Origin of the sequence: Streptomyces sp. WM6378, assembly GCF_001279695.1 — a bacterium.
Taxonomy (GTDB): domain Bacteria; phylum Actinomycetota; class Actinomycetes; order Streptomycetales; family Streptomycetaceae; genus Streptomyces.
Genome location: NZ_LGDD01000120.1, coordinates 109,208 through 125,955, shown reverse-complemented (window position 1 = coordinate 125,955; position 16,748 = coordinate 109,208). Strand labels below are relative to the sequence as shown.

Annotated in this window: 11 protein-coding genes and 1 pseudogene; 7 read left to right on the top strand and 5 right to left on the bottom strand. The window is 72.7% G+C overall.

Annotated elements, in window-relative coordinates:
• The first annotated feature begins 120 nt into the window (after positions 1-120).
• Positions 121-2,253: a tetratricopeptide repeat protein gene (locus tag ADK54_RS12445; protein WP_053725648.1), complete on the top strand. Its 2,133-nt coding sequence runs from the start codon at positions 121-123 to the stop codon at positions 2,251-2,253.
• Positions 2,254-2,266: 13 nt separating this feature from the next.
• Here ADK54_RS12445 and ADK54_RS12440 read toward each other — a convergent pair whose 3' ends face one another.
• Positions 2,267-2,860, bottom strand: coding sequence for a TetR/AcrR family transcriptional regulator (locus tag ADK54_RS12440; RefSeq protein ID WP_053725647.1), 594 nt, complete (start codon positions 2,858-2,860; stop codon positions 2,267-2,269).
• Positions 2,861-3,094: 234 nt separating this feature from the next.
• Between ADK54_RS12440 and ADK54_RS12435 the strand changes: the two genes are divergently transcribed.
• Entirely contained in the window at positions 3,095-4,063 is a 969-nt protein-coding gene (locus ADK54_RS12435; RefSeq protein ID WP_053725646.1) for an alpha/beta hydrolase family protein, read from the top strand.
• Positions 4,064-4,076: 13 nt separating this feature from the next.
• On the opposite strand, the gene ADK54_RS12430 is transcribed toward ADK54_RS12435, so the two are convergent.
• Positions 4,077-5,927, bottom strand: a complete 1,851-nt coding sequence (locus ADK54_RS12430; RefSeq protein WP_053725645.1) for a hypothetical protein — start codon at positions 5,925-5,927, stop codon at positions 4,077-4,079.
• Positions 5,928-6,083: 156 nt separating this feature from the next.
• Here ADK54_RS12430 and ADK54_RS12425 point away from each other — a divergent pair, with 156 nt between their 5' ends.
• Positions 6,084-9,698 (top strand): AfsR/SARP family transcriptional regulator, encoded by a 3,615-nt coding sequence (locus ADK54_RS12425; RefSeq protein ID WP_053725644.1) that lies wholly within the window; start codon positions 6,084-6,086, stop codon positions 9,696-9,698.
• A gap of 30 nt (positions 9,699-9,728) precedes the next feature.
• Here the strand turns inward: ADK54_RS12425 and ADK54_RS12420 are convergent, their stop codons facing one another.
• On the bottom strand, positions 9,729-10,664 hold the full coding sequence (locus tag ADK54_RS12420) for a siderophore-interacting protein (RefSeq protein ID WP_078966327.1): 936 nt from the start codon (positions 10,662-10,664) through the stop codon (positions 9,729-9,731).
• A 396-nt stretch (positions 10,665-11,060) separates the two neighbouring features.
• On the opposite strand from ADK54_RS12420, the gene tdh reads away from it, so the two are divergent.
• The 3 genes from tdh to ADK54_RS12405 all read left to right on the top strand — a co-directional run bounded on the left by tdh (position 11,061) and on the right by ADK54_RS12405 (position 14,337).
• Positions 11,061-12,089: an L-threonine 3-dehydrogenase gene (tdh, locus tag ADK54_RS12415; RefSeq protein WP_053725642.1), complete on the top strand. Its 1,029-nt coding sequence runs from the start codon at positions 11,061-11,063 to the stop codon at positions 12,087-12,089.
• A gap of 43 nt (positions 12,090-12,132) precedes the next feature.
• Complete coding sequence (locus ADK54_RS12410) at positions 12,133-13,314, top strand: glycine C-acetyltransferase (RefSeq protein ID WP_053725641.1); 1,182 nt, start codon at positions 12,133-12,135, stop codon at positions 13,312-13,314.
• Between the two features lie 108 nt (positions 13,315-13,422).
• Positions 13,423-14,337 carry a LysR family transcriptional regulator gene (locus ADK54_RS12405; RefSeq protein WP_053725640.1) on the top strand — a complete coding sequence of 305 codons (915 nt, stop codon included), beginning with the start codon at positions 13,423-13,425 and terminating at the stop codon, positions 14,335-14,337.
• 47 nt (positions 14,338-14,384) lie between these two features.
• On the opposite strand, the pseudogene ADK54_RS12400 reads toward ADK54_RS12405, so the two are convergent.
• Positions 14,385-15,268: pseudogene (locus tag ADK54_RS12400) on the bottom strand (helix-turn-helix domain-containing protein).
• Positions 15,269-15,424: 156 nt separating this feature from the next.
• On the opposite strand from ADK54_RS12400, the gene ADK54_RS12395 reads away from it, so the two are divergent.
• Positions 15,425-16,294 carry an alpha/beta fold hydrolase gene (locus ADK54_RS12395; RefSeq protein WP_053725639.1) on the top strand — a complete coding sequence of 290 codons (870 nt, stop codon included), beginning with the start codon at positions 15,425-15,427 and terminating at the stop codon, positions 16,292-16,294.
• Positions 16,295-16,340: 46 nt separating this feature from the next.
• On the opposite strand, the gene ADK54_RS12390 is transcribed toward ADK54_RS12395, so the two are convergent.
• On the bottom strand, positions 16,341-16,709 hold the full coding sequence (locus tag ADK54_RS12390; RefSeq protein WP_053725638.1) for a hypothetical protein: 369 nt from the start codon (positions 16,707-16,709) through the stop codon (positions 16,341-16,343).
• Between the last annotated feature and the right edge of the window lie 39 nt (positions 16,710-16,748).

Genomic DNA, 16,748 nt, shown 5'->3' with positions numbered 1-16,748 from the left:
GCGATTGACGACAACGCCGCAGATGGGCGTGCCGGACCCCCGCGTCCCAGACAAGATCCGCCGGACGGGCCCTGGCGTGGCCGCGGCAGGCCGGGGCGACAGGTGAATCGGGGGCGGGACATGCTGGATCCCACATCGACGGCGGCCATCGCCGCCGTACTCGGCTCGGTCGGCACGGCCCTCGCGAACGAAGCGGGCAAAGCCGCCTGGGAAAGCGTCGGCGGTCTGGTCCGCCGTGCCGTCGGCCGCGAGGTCCGCGCCCCACAGAGCCGCGACGAACTGGACGGCGTCGCCCGGCAGGTTCACGAGGCGTTACGTCAGGACGCCGCCCTCGCCGGCGCCTGGACGGCGTTCGCGCGCAGCGCCCCGCGCCCCGGCCACCCGAACCAAGTGCCCGCACTGCACGCCTCCACCCGCTTCTTCACCGACCGCGACAGCCAGCGCCGGGCCCTGAGCCGGGAGGCCTTCCGCAAGGCGGACGGCCGGCCCCGGGTCGCCGTGCTGCACGGCCCGCAGGGCATCGGCACCAGCGCGCTCGCCATCCACTGGGGCTGCACCGAACTGCGCCGCTTCCCCGACGGACAGCTGTACGCCGACCTGCGCGGCACCGGCCCCGGCACCGGCTCCACCACCGGGGCCGACCCGTCGACCGTACTGCGGCTGCTGCTCCAGCAGTTCGGCATCCCGGCGGCGGAGATCCCGCCGGGGCACGACGACCGCCAGACCCTGTTGCGCGCCTGTACGGCGGACCGCCGGATGCTGATCGTCCTCGACCACGCCCGGTCCGCGGCGCAGATCCTGCCCGTGCTCACCTCCGCGCCCGGCGTGTTCGTCATCGTGGCGGCCCGCCACCCCCTGCCCGGCCTCGACGCGGTGGGGATCCCGGTCGGACCGCTCGCCGACAGGGACGCGCGGCGGCTCCTCGCCGAGGTCGCCAAGGCCGGGAACGTGCCGCTGGACCGTGCCGCCCTGCCCGCCGTGCTCGCGCGCTGCGCCGGTTCCCCCTTCGCGCTGCGCGCCGCCGCCGCCCGTCTCACCGCACGGCACTGGCGCCAGGACGCGGACCCGGGCGGCGACGCGGCCCGCACGGCCGTCGCCGACGGCATGCGCGACCTCGGCCCGGACGCCGCGCGGGCCCTGCGGCTGCTCGCCCAGCACGACTGGCCCGCCATCGGCGCGCCGATGGCCGCGGCCACGCTGGGTCTTGACGAGACGGCCGCCGAACGCATCCTGGGCGAACTCGCGGACAGCCGCCTCCTTGAGAGCGCGACCAACGGAACGTACCGGGTCAGACCGTTGGCCCGGGAGTACGCCGCGACGCAGGCGCTCCGTGAGGACGGCCTCGCCGCGGTGGAAGAGGCGGTGCGGCGCGCGGTGCGCTGGTGCGTCGGCTTCGCCGAACCGGCGAGCAAGGCCGCCCTCAGCCAGGGCTGGCGGCTGGGTCCGGAGCAGCCGACGCGGGCCGGTGCGCGGTATACGGACGCCGGCGAGGCGCTGAAGGCGCTGCGCGACGAACTGGGCAATCTCCTCCAAGCGATCGGCGCGGCCGAGGAGTTGGGGGACGCGGACTCCGTCTTCCGGCTGAACCAGGCCCTGTGGCCGATGCAGCTGAAGATGGGCTGCCACGACGAACTGCTCCCCGCCCTGCGCGCGGGCGTCCGGGTCACCGAGGCCCACGACCCGAACTCCCGCGAGGCCGCCCGTATGCAGACCCTGCTCGGCCTGAACCTCACGGAACTTCGCCGGCCGGCCGAGGCCGAGAGCGCTTTCACCTCGGCCGCCCGCATCGAACAGGCCGTCGGCCACGTCCGGGGCCACGCCACCGCCGTCGAATCCCTGGGACTGCTGCGACTGCGCGAGTGGCGCTACCCGGAGGCGTACGACTGCTTCGAGGCGGCCGACCGCATCCTCGACGGGGTGCCCGCCGACGGCGAGGGAAGCGGTGATCTCCCGCGTGCCCGCGCCCTGTTGGAACGCCACCGGGGCCGGGCGCTGCGCGGCCTCGGCCGATGGACGGAGGCGGCGGCCCGCCTTGAGAGCGCTCTCGCCTTCTTCCGCGGCACCCACGAGGCGTACAACACGGCCCGCACGCTCACGGATCTCGCCGAGACCTTCGAGGAGAGTGGCCGTCCGGCGGACGCACTGCCGCTGATCGACGAAGCGATGGCGGCGCTTGCGAACGAACAGGCCCACTACCAGTTGGTCCGGTTGCGGGCGGCCCGTGAACGGTGCGAGGGCGCGGCGGGGGAGTGAAGGGCCGGGGCCCCTACGGCCGTGGCGCCGCCAGCCCCCGAAGGAGCAGCTCGACCAGCCGCCGGGGGTCATAGCGGGGGTCGCTGTCGCGGCCGATGCAGAGGTTGCCGATACCGCGCATCAGCTCGTACGCCTGCGTACCGGGCCTGATCTCCCCGGCGTCGACCGCGGCGTCGAGCAACTCGGCGCAGACGGGCACAAGGCGCTCCTGGAAGTAGCTGAGCAGTGCGTCGAAGCCGCCGCTGTCCGACTGCATCGCCTTGGCGAGCCCGTGCTTGGTGACGAGGAAGTCGACGAAGAGGTCGACCCACTGGCGGAGGGCCGCGAGCGGGGACTCGCCGTCGGCCAGCAGGCTCGGGCCGGCCTCGGCGCACGCGTCGACCTGGTGGCGGTAGACGGCCACGACCAGGTCCGCCCGCGTCGGGAAGTGGCGGTAGATCGTTCCCATCCCGACGCCCGCCCGCGCCGCGATCTCACGGATCGGCGCGTCGACACCGGAGGTGACGAACACGGCGGCGGCGGCGTCGAGCAGCGTCTGCTTGTTGCGCAGCGCGTCGGCCCGCTTGCTCCGGGCCGCACCTTCCCCGGCGGGACTCGTCCTGGGCACCGTGCACTCCTTCCGACGGCCATTGACTAAACGGAACAGTGCTCCGTATATTAAACGGAGCGACGTTCCGCTTGCAGCCTAGCTCAAGCCGGACGCGCCCGACCGCCTTCCCCCTACGCCGCGAGCCCTATGAAGCCGCCGTCAGAGCCGCTGAAGGCACACCAAAGGCACATCGCGAGCGCATCACGGGCGTACGAAGGCACATCAAAGACATATCGAAGGGGCACGCACACCATGAGCGAACCGACATCGACGTACGCAGCCGACGCCTTCACCCCGCCGCCCACTCCCGTCCTCTCGGTCGGTCCGGTGGTACTGCCGGCGCCCGGGCGGCCCGTGGACCTGGAGGTACGGGTCTCCGCCCCGGTCACCGGAACCGGCCTGCCGGTCATCCTCCTCTCCCACGGCCAGGGCCACTCGAACCACCTGTCCTCACTGAACGGCTACGCCCCGCTCGTCAACTACTGGGCGGCGCACGGCTTCGCTGTCATCCAGCCCACCCATCTGAGTTCGACGACGCTGAGCCTCGACCCCGCCACCCCCGGGGCGCCCATGTACTGGCGATCGCGGGCCGAGGACATGACGCGCATCCTCGACGCACTCGACGCGATCGAGGCCGCGGTGCCGCAGCTCCTCGGACGCCTGGACCGCGGCAGGGTCGCCGTTGCCGGGCACTCGATGGGCGGCCACACCGCGAGCCTGCTCCTCGGCGCGAGGCTCACCGACCCGGACGACGGCACGGAGGTGAACCTGGCCGAGCCCCGGATCAAGGCGGGCGTACTGCTCGCCGCCCCCGGCAGGGGAGGTGACGCCCTCACCGAGCGCATGGCCGAGGACTTCCCCTTCCTCGGGACTCCGGACTTCTCCCGGATGACGGCCCCCGCGCTGGTGGTGGCCGGCGACAAGGACGCCTCCGCCCACTTGACGGTGAACGGCCCCGACTGGCACACCGACCCGTACGCCCTCGCCCCGGCCCCCAAGTCCCTGCTCACCCTCTTCGACGCGGAGCACGGCCTCGGCGGGATCTCCGGGTACGACGTCGCCGAGACCACGGACGAGAACCCCGAGCGGGTCTCCGCGGTCCAGCGCCTCACTTGGGCCTACCTCCGCTCCGAGCTCTACCCGGGGGACCCGGCCTGGGAGTTTGCGCAGGACGCGCTGGCGGGCAAGGCGGATCCGCTGGGCCGGGTCGAATCCAAGTAGGGCTCCTCGGCCGTCATGTCGCGACGGTGACCGTGACTGTGACCCGGTGCGCGGTGCGTCCCGTGCGTACGGCCAACCCCTCTTCCACCGCCTGCTCGACGGTGTGGCCCGTCGTCAGCCAGGCGTGCAGGGCCGAGGCCGCGGCCGCTGGGTCGAGTCCGGTCGGGGCGCCGGTGAGGCGGAGGGGCGGACCGGTGCGCGTTCGTACCGTGCATTCGCCCGGGGCCGTGATGTAGGCGGCCAGGGCGCTGTGCGGATGGCGGGCGAGCACCTCGTACGTCCACCGCTCGGGCGATCCGAAGCGGGGGTCGTCCGCTGCTCCGTGTCTCAACAGCACGTCAGCCAGGGCGAGTTGGGACGGATCTCGGGTGTCCTCGTGGACGGCTACGTGGGCGTGGCCCTCACCGTCCGGCTCGTACCAGGGGTCGGCGTACCGGGCCATGTGGATCTCGGGCGGGTCCGTCGTCACCCGGGTCAGGACGTGCAGCGGAGCGGTGAGGGGTGCGCGTTGGAGCGGGGGCGTGCGAAGGCGTTCGAGGAGTGCGGGGCGCGGCGGCTCGGGGATGTTGATCAGACGGTAGAAGAGGGCGCGCAGCAGGGCCGCCGACTCGCCGGGGGAGGACGTGGTGAGGTTCGCCGGGCCCGGGAACGGGTGGTGCTTCGCCAGTAGGTCGTCCAGTTGCGTGGCCAGCGGCAGGTGCGGGTCCAACTGGGGTGCCTGCCGTACGAATTCGGCCACGGGGGATCGCGGGTCGAGGCCGCCCGTGGGAGCCGCGCCGAGCAGTACGGGGGTGCCGAGAGCTGCCGCGTAGTAGCTCACCGAGCCGTGGTCGCCGATCACCGCGTCCGCCGCGAGCAGCGCCTGGCGCCAGTCGTGCAGGGGGTCGACGAGTACGAGGCCGCCGCGCCGAGCCCGGTCGAGCCAGGCCCGGACCTGGCCGGGGCCGTGCCCGTGCCAGATGTTGGGGTGCAGCACGGCGGCGACCCGGTACTCGTCGGCGGGCAGCTCGGCGGTGAGCCGGGGCAACAGGGAAGGGAGCGCGTCGTCCCCGCCGCCGTCGCCGAACAGCGACTCGGGGTTCCAGGTCGAGTTCAGCAGAACCAGACGCTGTCCCCGGCGCACTCCGAACGCCTTCTGGAAGCGCTCTCGGTACGGGCGTTCGGCCAGTATCCGATCGAAGCAGGGATCGCCCGCGAGGGTCGCGGTGGGCACGGCCTTGGGGCACGCGGCGCGCAAACGGTTCAGTTGCTCGGGGTGCGAGAGGACCATGGCATCCGCGACCGGTATGCCTTCGTGCAGCAGCCACTCGGGGGAGAGGCCGAAGACGGGAGGCGGAGTGAGAGCGCTCTCGGACTCGGGTGGGGACTGGTGATGCTTGCCTGAGCCTGAGCCTGAGCCTGAGCCTGAGCCTGAGCCTGAGCCTGAGCCTGAGGCGTCGGGCGAAGGGTGTCCGGTGTCCGGTGTCCGGTGTCCGGTGTCCGGTGTGGAGAGCGTCTTATTGTAGCCGACGCCGTGTGAGAGCAGAGCCAACTTCCCTGAAATCAGGTGGAGTTGACCGCCCAGGCTGGCCGTGATCGCCAGGTCGACCTTGGTTTCGAGGGCCTGCTCCCACGGCAGCACCGGGAGCCCGGTCTCGGCGAGCAGGGCCTCCACGCCACCCTCGAACGCGGAGGAACCCGTGCACGTGGTCAGGAGCTGTATGCGGAGGTCGTCGTGGAACAGGGGCAGTACGTCGAGTAGCCGGGTCGCCGATGTCACGTTGTGCACCACGAACAGCACGCGCCGACAGCGGCCGCGAGTCGCCCACCGAGCGGCGTCGTCCCCGACCGGCACCCGTATGCGCCGGTCGCCGGACCCGTTCACCGCGCCACCCCCAGCTCCACGCCTGCCATCCCCTCGTTGTGGTCCGGCCACGATAGCCAAGGGGCAGGGCCGCATCCGCGCGGGTGGCGGGCTTGCGCGGTGCGGACCGGGTGCCGGGACGATCCTGGTCGGCACCCGTTGGAGAATGGGCGGGTGATGCTCCGCTACCGCGTACTCGGACCGACGCAGGCTCTGCGTCCTGACGGCAGTGAAGCGCGGCTCGGGGGCGCCCGCCTGAGAGCGCTCCTCGCCGCGCTCGCGGCAGGCGCCGGGCGTGCGGTGCCCCAGTCGGTGCTGATCTCGCAGGTGTGGGGCGAAGGGGACGCGCCGCCCGCCGACGAGGTCGCTGCGGTGCAGGCCCTGGTGGGACGGCTGCGGCGGGCGCTCGGGCCGGACGCGGTGGTATCCGCCCCAGGCGGGTATCGGCTCGCCGCCCACGCCGACGAGATCGACCTCTTCCGCTTCGAGCGACTCGTGGCGGAGGGTGCGACCGCACTCGCCGCCGGAGACGCGGAGTGCGCGGCAGGACTTCTGGACGACGCGCTCGCGCTGTGGCAAGGGCCCGCGCTGGCCGACCTTCCGGCGCGGGACGGCGACCCGCTGGTGGTACGGGCCGAACGGCACCAGGCCGACGCCCGCCGCAATCGGCTGGCGGCGGAGGTCGAGCTGGGACGCGCCGAGAGCGCTCTCGGCGAGCTGACCGCGCTCGCGGCCGCCGCCCCGCTCGACGAACCGCTCCAAGCCCTTCGCATCCGGGCGCTGAGGGCCGCAGGTCGCTCGGCCGAGGCGCTGGCCGCCTACGAATCCGTACGGGGAGCGCTCTCGGAACGCCTCGGCACGAACCCGGGGCCGGAGCTGCTGGCCCTGCACGCCGAATTGCTCAACCCTGAACGCCATGGGGAGAGCACTCGTACGGGCCATCGCCACACCGGCTCGTCCTATATGGCCTCGTCCCACATGGCCTCGCAGGACATGGCCCCGGACCACACGGGCTCGCGCCACACGTCCTCGCCCCACGTGGGTTCATCCCACACGGGCTCGCCGCACATGGCTCCGCGCGACATGGCGTCCTCCTATATGGGCTCGCAGCACATGGCTGCACCGCACGCGGGATCGCCCCACATGGCGTCACCCGACGCGGCCTCCTCACCGGTCCGCCCACCTGGCAACCTCCGTGCGCGCCTCACCTCGTTCGTCGGGCGGGAGACCGATGTCCGTGCCCTGCACGACGATCTGCGGCAGGAGCGCCTGATCACGCTCACGGGACCCGGCGGCGCGGGCAAGACGCGCCTTGCGGTGGAGGCGGCCGATGCCGCGGCGGCGGAGTGGGGCGACGGGGTGTGGCTGGTCGAGCTCGCGCCCGTACGGGACGCGGTCAGCCTGGCCGAGGCCGTGCTCACCGCGCTGGGCGCCCGGGAGACGCGGCTCGTCGGGCCGGCCGAGACGGCACCCAGGGACCCGCTCGCGCAGTTGCTGGCCCACTGCGGACGCCTGCGCATGCTCATCGTGCTCGACAACTGCGAGCAAGTCGTGGCCGCGGCAGCCGAGTTGGTGGAGGAGCTGCTCACGGCATGCCCGGACGTCACGGTCCTCGCCACCAGCCGGGAGCCGCTCGGTGTGCCGGGGGAGCGGGTGACGGCGATCGGGCCGCTGCCGCATGAGAGCGCTCTCATGCTGTTCGGGCAGCGTGGCGCCGCGGCCCGGCCGGAGTTCAGCGCCGAGGCCGATCCGGACGCGGTCGCGGAGATCTGCCGGCGCCTGGACGGGCTGCCGCTCGCCCTCGAACTCGCCGCCGCACGGCTGCGGTTGTTCACGCCGCGTCAGATCGCGGACCGGCTCGACGACCGGTTCCGGCTGCTCAACACCGGCCCCCGCACCAGTAGGACCCTCCAGCCGAGACAGCAGACCCTGCGCGCGGTGGTCGATTGGTCCTGGGACCTGCTCGACACCCCGGAGCGAGCCGTTCTGCGGCGCCTCGCCGTCTTCGCGGGCGGCTTCGCCCTGTCGGAGGCGGAAGCCGTCTGCGCGGATCCGGAGGAGGAAGCCGTCTGCGCGGATTCGAAGGAGGCGGGGACCGAGGAGACGGACCCCAAGAGGCCGGGCTCCAACAAGCCAAGCCCCAAGAAGCCAAGCCCGCGGAAGCCAGGTCCCGGGGTGGGCTCCGCCGATGTCCTGGACCTCCTCGGCTCCCTCGTCGACAAGTCACTCGTCACGGCCGCGCCCGACGGTGACGGCGCGACGATGCGGTACCGCCTGCTGGAGACCGTCGCCGAGTACGCCGCCCAGCGGCTCGACGAGGCCGGCGAGCGGGCGGAGGTCGAGCTGCGCCATCTCGTCACGTACCGCGAACTCGTCCGCACGGGCGAGGCGGCACTGCGCGGCCCGCGCCAGCGCGAGATCATCGAACGTCTCGAAGCCGAGCACGACAACATAAGTGCCGCCCTGCGTACGGCAGTTGGGCGAAAGCGCGAGCAGGACGCGCTGTGTCTCGTCCTCGCCATGGCCTGGTTCTGGCAGCTGCGGGGGCACCAGGCGGACGCGCGGAGCTGGTCCGGGGCCGTCGCCGAGCTCGGTCAGGATCCCTTCACCGAGCCCGTGCGGCTCGCCGTCCCGCTCGCCGACCGCTGCACGGACAGCCCGCCGCCCTGGTCCGAGGAGCAGCTCTGGGAAGCCCGGCGCGGGGTGCGGCTCATGGTGTTCGCGGCCAGGGGCGGGGGCGACACGGAGCTCAACAGTCCCGAGACCGTGGCGTATCTGCGCCGGATCGTCCGGGCGTACGGATCCGGTCTCCCGCAGAACAGCCGCCAGCCGGGCTCCGTCTGGTACTTCGCCCGGCTTCTCACGGGTGAGTTCACCGGCTTCGACCGCGTCGTCGACGAGATGGTCGCCGACGCCCGGCAGCACGGCGACCCCTGGGACCTCGCCTTCGCCCTCCTGATCCGCGCGAAACTGCTCGTCGGCAGCGACGCCGACGACGCTCTCGCCCTCTTCGAGCGCGTCGGCGACCCCTGGGGAATCGCAGAATCCCTCTCCGCGCGCGGTGACTCCTACGAGCGGGAAGGCCGGTACGAGGAGGCTGCCACGGACTTCGAGCGGGCTCTGCAGAGGGTCACCGAGATGGGTGCGCACGCCCAAGTGTCCGTGTTCAAGGGCAAGTTGGCCTCGGCCCGCCTTGAGATGGCCCGTACTCCGGCCGAGCGGGAAGAGGCGGAGCGGCTGCTCGCGGAGGCCGTCGAGGAGTCGAGGCAGTTCCCGCAGGAAAGCCTCGGAACCGCCCGGATGCTCCTCGCCCAGCACTTCGGCCGCACCGGCCGCACCGGTGCCGCCCGCCAGCAACTCCAGCTGATGGAAGGCGAGTTCACCGCGCTGACGCCCGAGCTCTTCCGTGGTCTCGTCGCCGGGATGTACGGCTGGCTCGACTGTCTGGACGGCAAGTACGCCGACGCCCAGGGCCGGATCCAGGACGCGGTGCGCCACCTGGAGAGCCAGGCCTACCTGGTCGCCCCGAATCTGATTCTCAGTCAATTTCTGTCCGCGGCCTGGGCGAAGGCCGAACTGGGCGCTGCGGTGGACGGAGCGCGGCTGCTCGGGGCGTACGACCGGAACTCGACCGGACGCGACAGCTTCGGATTCCGCCCGCTGCCCGCCGAGCCCGAGACCCGGCGCCGGGCGGAGGCCGAACTGCGCCGGACGCTCGACCCGGCGGCGTACGAACGCGCCTACGCCGAGGGAGCGGACCTGGACGTGAGGCAGGCCGCCGCCCTGGTGTGATCCACCCCGCCCCGCTTCCCGCCGGGTTTCCTATTGGGCCCACCCCTGCGCCCGCTCCCGCGCCTCCGCCAGGTCCGCCTCGGTCGGGGCGTCGTCCTGGGTGAGGCGGTGGCGCCAATAGCCCGCGAAGCTCACCGACCGCTTGGGCAGGCCGCGTTCGGCGACGAGTTGGCGGCGCACGGCCCGTACCGCGCCCGCCTCCCCGGCCAGCCACGCGTGCGCCGACCCCGGCGGGAATTCGGCCGCCCGCACCGCCCGTACCAGCACTTCGCCGGTCCCCGGCCGCAGCGGCGCCCGGTGCAGCCAGTGCACGGTCAGCTCGCCCGGCGACTCCAGGGCGAGCTCGTCCTGCGGCCCGTTCACCTCGATGTACGCCACCGCGCGTGCCCCCTTCGGCAGCGCCTCGACGATCGTCGCGAGCGCCGGAAGGCCCGACTCGTCGGCCACGAGCAGCATCCAGTCGGTGGTCGCGATCGGCACCGGCGTCGCGAAGTACGCCGAGGGGCCGAACATGCCGAGGACGGCGCCGGGCGCCGCAGTCCGGGCCCAGCGGGTCGCCGGGCCGTCAGCACCGGCGTGCAGTACGAAGTCGATGTCGATCGTGCCGCGCTCCGTGTCGTGCGCCCGGACGGTATAGCTCCGCATCCACGGCCGCCGCGGCTCGGGGATCTCCTGGAAGGCCTGGTACCAGCGCATGAAGTCGCCGTCCGCGCCCGCTGCGGGCAGCACGGGCACGGACTGGCCGGGCCGGGGAAAGTACAGCTTGATCTGCTGGTCGGGGCCCTCGACGCGGAAGTCCGCGAGGTCGGCGCCGCCGAACGTCACCCGCACCATGTGCCCGGCGATCCTGCGGACCCCGGCCGCTTCGACGAACCGCACCGGAAGCGACCGGCCCGCCGCCGAGTGCTCGGTCGGCCCACCCGTAATCGACCGGCTCGCCCTCTGCCCCGCTGCTGACTGCTCCATCTGGCTTTTTCCTCCCTGTCCCCGGCGTGCGTCTCACGCCCGGGCCCCCACCGTCACGGCAGACGCCTACAGATGGCCGACATCCCGGCTACAGGGACGGTCCGACAGGCCCCCCGAGTGGGGCGCGAGGGGCGCGCGTGAAGCTCGGCTGTTGACCCGCTTAAGAAATCCTCGATGGACTCTTAGGCCCGGGCTCGGCAGATTGGTGATCAGCAAGATCGGCCGGGTCATCCGGATCAGCAAGATCCTCCAGCGCGTCCGTACCCGTCAGATGCATCAGATACGTCAGATGCATCAGATACGTCGGATTCATCGGACCCGCCCGATCCTCAGCCCGTACGTCCGGCCACCGATCCGTGGCCGGCCGCCCCTCTCCGTACGCCGGGAGCCCCGCCCATGAAGGCACTTGTCAAGCAGCACGCCGAACCCGGACTGTGGCTCATGGACGTTCCCGAGCCGGAGACCGGGCCCGGTGATGTGCTGATCAAGGTCCTTCGCACCGGCATCTGCGGCACCGACCTGCACATCCGCTCCTGGGACGGCTGGGCGCAGGGCGCCGTCAAGACCCCGTTGATCCTGGGCCACGAGTTCGTCGGCGAGGTAGCCGCGATCGGCGCGGACGTCCAGGACATCGCGGTCGGCGACCTGGTCAGCGGCGAGGGCCACCTGGTCTGCGGGAAGTGCCGCAACTGTCTGGCCGGACGCCGCCACCTGTGCCGCTCCACCATCGGCCTGGGCGTCGGCCGCAACGGCGCGTTCGCCGAGTACGTGGCGCTGCCCGCCTCCAACGTGTGGGTGCACCGCACCCAGGTCGACCTCGACGTCGCCGCGATCTTCGACCCGTTCGGCAACGCCGTGCACACCGCGCTGTCGTTCCCGCTGGTCGGCGAGGACGTGCTGATCACCGGCGCGGGCCCGATCGGCATCATGGCCGCGGCCGTCGCCAAGCACGCCGGCGCCCGCAGCGTCGTGATCACGGACGTCAGCGAGTCCCGCCTGGAGATCGCCCGCAAGGCCGGTGCCACCCTCGCGCTCAACGTCGCCGAGCACGACATCGCTCACGCCCAGAAGCAGCTCGGCCTCAAGGAGGGCTTCGACATCGGCCTGGAGATGTCGGGCCGACCCGAGGCGATGCGGGACATGGTCGCGAACATGACGCACGGCGGCCGCATCGCGATGCTCGGCCTGCCCGCGCAGGAGTTCGCCGTGGACTGGGCGAAGATCGTCACCTCGATGATCACCATCAAGGGCATCTACGGCCGCGAGATGTTCGAGACGTGGTACGCCATGACGGTGCTGCTCGAAGGCGGCCTCGACCTCAGCCCGGTGATCACCGGCAAGTACGGCTACCAGGACTTCGACGCGGCCTTCGACGAGGCCGCCACCGCCCGCAGCGGCAAGATCATCCTCGACTGGACCGTCTGAGTCCCCGCCCGGACCCACCGGACACCCCCTAGGAGCCCCGAGCATGTACGCGAACGTCCGCGACGACCTCCAGAAGACCCTCGACGAGATCAAGGAAGCCGGTCTCTTCAAGCCCGAGCGCGTGATCTCCACCCCGCAGAGCGCCTCCGTCTCCGTGCCGTCGGGCGACGTACTCAACTTCTGCGCCAACAACTACCTCGGCCTCGCCGACCACCCCGAGGTGATCGCGGCCGCCAAGGACGCCCTGGACCGCTGGGGCTACGGCATGGCCTCGGTCCGCTTCATCTGCGGCACCCAGGACGTCCACAAGGAGCTGGAGGGCCGCCTGTCGGCGTTCCTCGGCCAGGAGGACACGATCCTCTACTCGTCCTGCTTCGACGCCAACGGCGGCGTCTTCGAGACCCTGCTCGACGCGCAGGACGCGGTCATCTCCGACGCCCTCAACCACGCCTCGATCATCGACGGCATCCGCCTGTCCAAGGCGGCCCGCTTCCGCTACGCCAACCGCGACATGGCCGACCTGGAGGCCAAGCTCAAGGAGGCGTCCGGCGCCCGGCGCCGTCTGATCGTCACCGACGGCGTGTTCTCCATGGACGGCTACATCGCGCCGCTCCAGGAGATCTGCGACCTCGCCGACCGCTACGACGCCATGGTCATGGTCGACGACTCGCACGCCGTCGGCTTCACCGGCCCCGGCGGCGCGGGCACCCCGGCCCTGCACGGCGTCAGCGACCGCGTCGACATCATCACCGGCACCCTCGGCAAGGCGCTCGGCGGCGCCTCCGGCGGCTATGTCGCGGCCCGCGCCGAGATCGTCGCCCTGCTGCGCCAGCGCTCCCGCCCGTACCTGTTCTCGAACTCGCTCGCCCCCGTCATCGCCGCCGCCTCCCTCAAGGTCCTCGACCTCCTGGAGTCGGCCGGTGACCTGCGCGAGAAGCTCGCCGCCAACACCACGCTCTTCCGTACGAGGATGACGGAGGCGGGCTTCGAGATCCTGCCCGGCGAGCACCCCATCGCGCCCGTCATGATCGGCGACGCCGCCGAGGCGGCCCGCATGGCCGAGCTGCTCCTGGAGCGCGGCGTGTACGTGATCGGCTTCTCCTACCCGGTGGTCCCGATGGGCGCGGCCCGCATCCGCGTCCAGCTCTCGGCGGCGCACTCCACCGAGGACATCGAGAAGACGGTGGCCGCATTCGTCGACGCGCGAGCAGCGATGAGGGCCTGACGCGCGAGCGGAGGTGAGGGCGGAGGTGAGGGGCTGAGGCCGGGGCGTCGATGAGGTGCTGAGGTCCAGGCGTCGATGAGGGGCTGAGGTCCGGGCGACAATGGCTGGGTGATCGACCCCCGCCGGCTTCGCATCCTGCGTGCCGCGGCGGACCACCGTACGGTGACCGCCGCGGCTGCAGCGCTGTATCTGACCCCCTCCGCCGTCTCCCAGCAGCTCGCGGCCCTGGAGCAGGAGACCGGGCACACCCTGCTCACCCGCAGCGGCAAGGGCGTACGGCTCACGGCCGCCGGAGAGATCCTCCTGGAGCACGCCAACGCGGTCCTGGCCCAGCTGGAGCGGGCCGAGGCGGAGCTGGCCGCCTACGCGGGCGGCGCCGCCGGAGAGGTCACCGTGGCGGCCTTCGCGACGGGCATCGCGGAGGTCCTCGCGCCCGCGATCACGCGGCTGCGCACGAGCCACCCCGCGATCCGGGTCCGGGTCCGGGACGCCGAGGGCGACGAGGCGCTGCCGCTGGTCCTGGACGGCGAGGCGGATCTGGCGCTCGCGGTCGAATACCGGGGCGCGCCCCGCGAGGACGACAGCAGGCTCTCGCGCGTCCCGCTGTACGCCGAGCCCTTCGATGCCGTGCTGCACGCGGCGCACCCTCTCGCACAGTCCCCGCAGGTGCCGCTCTCCGCCCTCGCCGACGACGACTGGATCGGCCCCTACCCGGGCAACCCCTGCCACGACGTGATGCTGCTCGCCTGTGAACTCGCGGGATTCCAGCCCAAGTTGGTGCATTCCTCGGACGACTTCCGGGCGGTGGTCGCGCTGGCGGGCGCGGGCGCCGGGGTGGCCCTCGTGCCGCGTTCCGCGCTGCGCGGCATGGAGCAGAAGGACACCGTGGTACGCCCCGTGGCGGGCCCGGCGGCGACCCGCCGGGTGTTCGCCGCGGTACGCAGAGGAGCCGAGGGCCACCCGCTGTTCCGCCCGGTACTGGAGGCACTGGCGGAGGCGGCGCGCGGCCTGCCGACCGACTAGGTCCAGGAGTCCAGGGCCGGACATCAGCCGCACGACCGCCGCGACGTTCAGAGCGGTAGCCGTCGCCGGAGATCCCCGGAGACGTGCGGCCCGGCGGCTGTGCCGCGGCCGGGCCGTGCGATGTCGTCGACCGCGAGAAACCGCTCGGCGGCCACGGTCGCGGGGGGCAACCCGGTGAACGCCATGACGTCACGATGCAGGTGGGACTGGTCGGCGTAGCCTGCGTCGGCCGCGACTCGGGCCGCGCCTTCACCCGCGACCAGGCGGTGGGCGGCACGGTCGAAGCGGACCGGTTTCACGGCGCGCTTGGGCGGCAGGCCGAGCTGTGACCGGAACCGGGACCACAGGCGCTTACGACTCCATCCGACCTCGGCCGCGAGTGCGCCGACCCGGGCCGGACCGCGGCTGCTGACGATCCGGTGCCAGGCCCAGGCCACCTCCGGGTCCACCGGCGGCCCCGCCTCATGGCGGCGGGCGAGCAGCGCGTCCGTCAACGCGAAGCGATCCCGCCGCGGCGAGACGTCGCCAGCCGCTCGCGGACCCGGGACGCCTCCCGGCCCCACAGGTCGTCCAAGGGCACGACGGCGCCGTCGAGGTCGGCGGGGGAGACGCCCAGAACCGCCCGCGCGATCACCGGGGACAGGCGCACCCGCACGCACTCGACGTTCTCTCCCCGCGCCCGGACCGCACCCCCGGACCCGAATCCGGGCCCGGCGACGACGCTTCCCCGCTGGTGCCGCCCGGCGTCACAGTCAAGGACGGGCGAGCCCGTGCCGAACTCCAGGAGCAGCGTCACGGCCGGGTGCGGGACCATCCGGAGCGCGCCCAGGTCATGGACGCGGAACCCGGCCATGGTGACACCGGCCACCCTGCTGGGACACCGCGGGCATGCGACGCCCCACACCTCCGCACCGTGCGTGAAAGTCCGCACCGTCCCAGGCCAGGGCCTGTCCTCGAAGAGCTGAGCAGCATCGCGGGCGACCAGACCCGTCGGACAGACCCCAGTGAGCGGCCGCGGCCTACGTGAGCCCGCCGAGCGGAACATTCGTCCAATCCGTGGCTGGGCAGTGGCGGCGACAGTGGGCTCATGACTGTTTCTGACGGCGTCCCCCACGTGAACCGCGGGGCCGGGACCACCGAGCATTCGACTCTGTCGCTGGACGACGGCGACATCCACGTGTGCCAGGACGGCCCTCGTGACGCCCCCGCACTCCTGCTCATCCACGGGTCCGCGTCCTCGACCCGCTCGTGGGACCCGCTGGTTTCGATGCTGACCGGACCTCATCGCGTCATCCGGATCGACCTGCTCGGGCACGGCCGGTCGGCCAAACCGGCCGACCGCGGCTACGCGATCCCGGACCAGGCGCGCCGGGTCGGCGTGGCCCTGGACCGGCTCGGCGTCGAGCACGCCGTGGTCGTCGATCATTCCAGCGGTGGTGTCGTCGCCACCGCCCTCGCCGAACAGCGCCCCGACCTGGTGACCGCGCTCGCGCTCATCAACACCGGACCCAGCCTGGACGCCTTCATCGCACCGGAGTCCGCCGCGGCCGGACTCTCGCAGTGGCCGCCGACCGACGAGCAGATCCGCCGGTTCGCGAGCACCGCCTTCAGCCGGGCGGGCTACCGGATCCCACCAGAGCTCCTGGACGACGTGCGCCGCATGACCCACCACACGCTCACCGCAACGATGCGGGCCACCCACGACTATCTGGGGCAGCGGGCGCTCCCGGACCGGCTGAAGGCCCTCGGCAAGCCGCTGCTGGTGCTCTTCGGCGAGGAAGACCGCAGGTGGCGATCCGCGTCCGCCGCCGACTACCGCGCGGTCGAGGGCGCGAAAGTCGAGCTGCTGCCCGGTCTCGGACACTCACCCCTACTGGAGGATCCCCCGCGGACCGCCACCCCGCTGCTCGCCTTCACCACGATCCACGCCGTAGGGGCAGTACGGCGGAGTGCATGAACGCCTCCGCAACGCCACGACCACCGACGCCCCCCCCCGGCCGCCTTCAGGCCCAGGCGGGCGCCGTGCCCGTCAGCTGGCAGACCACCAGGTACAGCGGGATCGGCGGGGTGTAGGGCGTCGCGCCCTCCGGGAAGTTGATCAGGCGGGGCCGGTCGGCGTCCGGGACCACGGCCCCGGGCGCGTAGCGCACCGGCCGGGGCCAGGGCAGCTCCTGGTCGGAGCCGGCCGGAACGATCCACCACCACCAGTCGGCCGAGGCGAAGACGCAGCCGGACCGGGGCAGCCGGGACAGCAGCCGGAAACCGTGCACGGCGGGCACCCCCACCGCGTCCCGGCCCAGCGTGGCGGGCCGGACGGCGGGCAGCAGTACCCCGCCGCCGGTTCGAGCGGCGGAGCCGCCGGGCCCGGGCACTCCGTGCGCACCCCCACTGCGCACGGGGCCACGGGGCCC